The sequence below is a fragment of the Mesorhizobium sp. M0060 genome (assembly GCF_040323155.1).
Classification (GTDB): Bacteria; Pseudomonadota; Alphaproteobacteria; order Rhizobiales; family Rhizobiaceae; genus Mesorhizobium.
In genome coordinates this window covers 1-4,633 of record NZ_JAMYUP010000126.1, presented here as the reverse complement: position 1 = coordinate 4,633, position 4,633 = coordinate 1, and the positions used below count along the sequence as shown (strand labels likewise).

Genomic DNA, 4,633 nt, shown 5'->3' with positions numbered 1-4,633 from the left:
CCTCTGGTTCTATTCGTTGTAATGAGTCGGGGTCCCCCTCTATATTCAGTTTAGTCCCCTTCTTCTTCGCCCCCTCCTCTTTCGCGCCTTCCTCCCGCCCCCCCCCCCCCCACTTCCTGTTGCCGGACTCCAGCTTAGCGAAGGGTGAAATTACATTCATGAACCCCACCATCAAAGTCGTCCGATGCGCCGAGCCCGGTAGGCTGATGTTCGAGGAGCAGCAGGCACCAGGCACTCCGCCGGAAGGCTGGGGCACTGATCAATGTCGCCTATGTCGGGATATGCAGAACCGACTACCACATCTTCCAGGGCAGGCATCCTTACCTCGCTTACCGTCGGTCGAGGAAAGGAGGATCGCCCCATAACTCAGCCGCTATGAACTTGAGGTTACCGGAGCGCATTCCCATGTTCTCTGCACCAAGCGAGTACGGCAAATCTACGAAAGACTGCGAGAGGGGCAGGTTTTCGACTACCCTATTGCCTTCGTCATCCCTGCCTACGCTGTAATTCAGGATCTGAAAAAAACGCGATTGGCCAGGATGGACAACAAATTCGCCAGGCGTCGCGATAGTGGTGGAGCCTCCGTAATTCGATATCGCATTGGAATCACGTTCATAAGGATGACCAAGGCCAAGCGGAACTCCCCCGAGCCTCTGTCCCAATTGCAGAACAATCATCTTTGCCGTCACAGCTCCGACGTTTCGAATCCCGAGCCGAATTTGAATGCCAGCGGTGGCGGCTTCACCTCCTGACCGGCTGATCGAGCGGCGAGAGAATTCAGTCTCGAGTTCAATATCAGGCGTGGCAGTTCGACGAAAGCATCCTCGATGTCGAAGTGCTCCATCGCGTAGCTGCTCGAAGCCGACCGCTTGAAATACTGCTTCGTCATGTTGCACATGTGGGGACGGCGTTTGGAGCGAGGTGTGTCAATCACGAGATACCCCGCCGTCTTGTCGCTGACAGAACCGAAGCCGTTGACCCTAATGCCGTCGTTCTTTGGCTGAAGCAGATCTCCAACCGCAGAGCTGACGGCACTAAGGGCTGCTTCCCAATTCGGGACCGGATCTAGCGCCAGCGCAGAATCGACACCATTGAATTCGCCCTGCAGTCTACGCCGACGACAATAAGCCCCCAGCCGAGTTGCTGAAGGCAGACATGGCCTTTGCGAGTGAACGGCGCCCGTCCTTTGTCAGCTTTCCTTCGTCGTTGAAGAGCGCGCCCGGCTTTCCTACGGCCGAACCCTTGAAGTCGAGCTGCAGCGTCCATCGCAACACCCACTATCGACGACGCCTTCTTCTACTATCGACGGCATGCGGCATAGCAGAAAACCACGAGTCTGGGGTCCAAAGGCAATGATCGGAAAAATGCAGTCTTGTTCTTGATGGGTCTCGGCGGGAGAGAGCCAATGAAATAGTAATTGGACTGTCTGATTGTATTGTTTAAGTATCGATAAGAGGTGATTATCGATAGTGAGAAGGCCGCCAGAGAAAATCCCCTGCAAGTCAACCTAACATCCAGATAGCTTGACTATGGCGAATCAACTATCATGAAACCAATGGCTTACGACATCAGCGACTTGTCCCTGAAGACCCTGATCGGGCCGGTTTCCCGCGCGACCGAGGTTTTGGTCCGCCTCGACGAGCGGGTCGCTCGCTCACCGGTCCGCGACGGTTTTGTCGAACGCCAGCATTTTGCTGACGCGGCCGCTGCCCCTCTCGTGCACCTCGAGGACCTTGTCCTGCACGACGCCCATATGGACATTCGCACACCGACCCACGAACTCACCCGCGCACATGCGGTGCCGCCGGCGGATTTTTGCGCAGAAGCCGGACTGGGCGCTCAGCCGCGACGGTTTTTTGGCGCTGACCGGCCGCGGCGGCGCGATGCCGGCATCGGGGCCAAAAAGCCGGGACGGGGAGGGCGCCGACCCCGTTGAAGCCGGCGGTCGGGATGACGCTGAGGACGACCTGCTGGCCGAAGAATTTGCCGAGATCGATGCCGTCCTGGCGCGCTCGTCAAAGATTCTCGGCGGCGCCGACGTACCTGGTCGAAAGGAGGAAACGTCACAACATGACCGGCCGGAGCCGCAAAACGGCCTGATCTACGATCTCGACTGGAATGAAGAAGAACGCCTCGCGGAATGGCAGGACTTATTCTGGCAGGACATCGAGGTGCTGCAGCATGCCGCTTGGCTCGGGCCTCTGCTGATTGCCGCGCTGCTGCGGCAGGAAGGTCTTGCCGCCAACCATCTCGCCTGCCTGCATCTCGGCGCCAAAAACATTCCGCGCGAGCGGCGGCGAGCGCGCAATCGGTCCGACCGGTTGCTGGCCTGCCTCGATGCTATCCACGACGCCGCGCTGGTCGGCCTGAAGGAACACGATCGGCTGGTGCTGGCAAAAAGCCAGATGGAGCGAAAACTCCGCGACCGCCGCGCCAGCTCCAAACTGTCCGACGTGGTCGAACTCGTGCTGTCACGGCCACTCGTCTCGGCAGGCATGATCCAGGAGCGGCTAAAGGTGACAAAACAGGGGGCGCTCAATCTGGTCGGCGAGCTCGGGCTGCGCGAGATGACGGGCAGGGGAAGGTTTCGCGCGTGGGGAATTGTCTAGGCGCTCAGTCCACCGAGTGACGGACGCGGATTCCGGCTTCACAATCTCATTGGTGCAGTTGCGGCCTGCTGTGCGGCTGAATGGGGCATTAGCTGGAAGGGTAGTGCTTACAGAAAGCAGTGTGTTCGGTTTATGTAGGGTCAACGATGAGTCGGAACACGGAGGCGAACATGCGGGCGGCGACGTCAACGCGCGCTACGGTGTCGATCCCGGCTTCAGCTTTTACACCCATGTCTCCGACCAGCATGGACCCTATCACGTCAAGGTCATCTCGGCAGCGACACACGAGGCGCCCTACGTTCTCGACGGCCTGCTGCATCACGTTAGCAATCTCTCGATTGCTGAACATTTTACTGATACCGGCGGCGCGACCGATCATGTGTTCGCGCTCTGCGCCATGCTCGGTTTCCGCTTCTGCCCCAGATTGGGCGACTTTCCCGATCGCCGGCTGATCCCAATCGAACATCCCGCTGTCTATCCAAAGATCGCGCCGCTTCGCATCCGTGCCGACTCATCCGCGAACATTGGGATGAGGTGATGCGCCTGGTCGCCACGCCGCGCCGTCGGTGATGCTGAGGAAGCTCGCCGCCTACGAACGCTAGAACCAAGTGGACATCACCCTCCAGGAGATCGGCAAGATTGAACGGACGCTGTTCATGCTCGATTTGCTGGAACATCCGGCGCTCCGTCACCGCTGCAGGGCCGGGCTGAACAAGAGCGAACAACGCCATGCTCTCACGCAGGCCATCTAGACATTCCGCCAAGGGCGGATTCATCGATTCCAGGTGGCCGCTCCGCAATCTGCCGCAAGAAAACGATTCCCTATGTTCGCCAGGCTCTCCTTTGCATTGATCAGCGGAATCCATATTCCGAGTTCGGCCGGACCAGATCTATCGGCTAGCGGAAGTCCGCAGCGGGGTCGTTCTTTCGCGCTCCTCCATGCGCACGCCGATTAGATGCTGGCCTGCGCCTTGTAGAGGTGGGCATAGGCTCCGTCGGCAACGATCAGGGCTTCATGGGTCCCCTGTTCGGCGATCCCCTGTTCGGTCAGCACCAGGATCCGGTCCGCATTGCGAACGGTCGAAAGCCGATGGGCGATGACGATCGTCGTCCGCCCTTCGGCAAGGTCGAGCAATGCGGCCTGGACGGCCCGCTCACTTTCATTGTCAAGCGCGCTCGTAGCCTCGTCGAAGATCAGGATTGCTGGATCCTTGAGGAACGCCCGGGCGATGGTGAGGCGCTGCTTCTGGCCCCCGGACAGTTTCACACCGCGCTGTCCGATATCCGTGGCGTAGCCATTCGAGAGCGCCATGATGAAATCGTGAGCATTGGCCGCCTTTGCCGCCGCGATGATTTCGACTTCCGACGCATCCGGCCGCCCGTAGCGGGGGTTTTCCGCCACCGTACCGGCGAACAGATAGACGTCCTGCTGCACGACACCGATGCTTTGCCGCAGTGACTTCAAGCTGATGTCGCGGATGTCGGCACCGTCGATCAGGATCGCGCCTTCACTCACCTCGTAAAAGCGCGGGATCAGCGCGCATAAGGTGCTCTTGCCGACGCCGGAGGCGCCGACGAGGGCCACGAACTCGCCGGGAGCAATATCGAAGGACAGTTTTTTGAGAACATGTGGCCCGTCCTCTTCGTAGCGGAAGCCGACATCGCGAAACGCCAGGGCGCCGCACGGGCGGGCGATGTCGGAGGCACCCGACCGATCCACGATCTCCGGCTCCACCTCCAGGATCTCCATCGCCCGACTGAAGCCGGTGTAACCCTCCTGCCAGAGCCGCACGAAATTTGCCAGGCGTTTGACGGGATCGACGAGCACCGCGACGCACAGAAGGAAGGTCAGCATATCCGCAACGCCGAGCTCGGCATTGACGACCCGGACGGCGCCCATGACGATGACGGCGACCGTGATAAGCGTAAGCGCGAATTTCCCCGCACCTTTTGCTGTTGAGTGCTCTGATGCACAAGGTGTCCACCGAAATAGGTGGACACCAAGTGATCGAAGAAGATGAGCA

At 59.5% G+C, this 4,633-nt stretch carries 1 protein-coding gene and 2 pseudogenes; 2 read left to right on the top strand and 1 reads right to left on the bottom strand.

What is annotated here, in order from left to right; all coding sequences use genetic code 11:
- Nucleotides 1–1,555: 1,555 nt before the first annotated feature.
- Nucleotides 1,556–2,609 (top strand): annotated as a pseudogene (locus NKJ94_RS36895) (RHE_PE00001 family protein).
- A 169-nt stretch (nt 2,610–2,778) separates the two neighbouring features.
- Nucleotides 2,779–3,358: pseudogene (locus NKJ94_RS36890) on the top strand (Tn3 family transposase); the annotation flags it as partial.
- Nucleotides 3,359–3,561: 203 nt separating this feature from the next.
- On the opposite strand, the gene NKJ94_RS36885 reads toward NKJ94_RS36890, so the two are convergent.
- The coding region (locus NKJ94_RS36885) for an ABC transporter ATP-binding protein (protein WP_352532638.1) at nt 3,562–4,633 on the bottom strand (1,072 nt) is incomplete at its 5' end.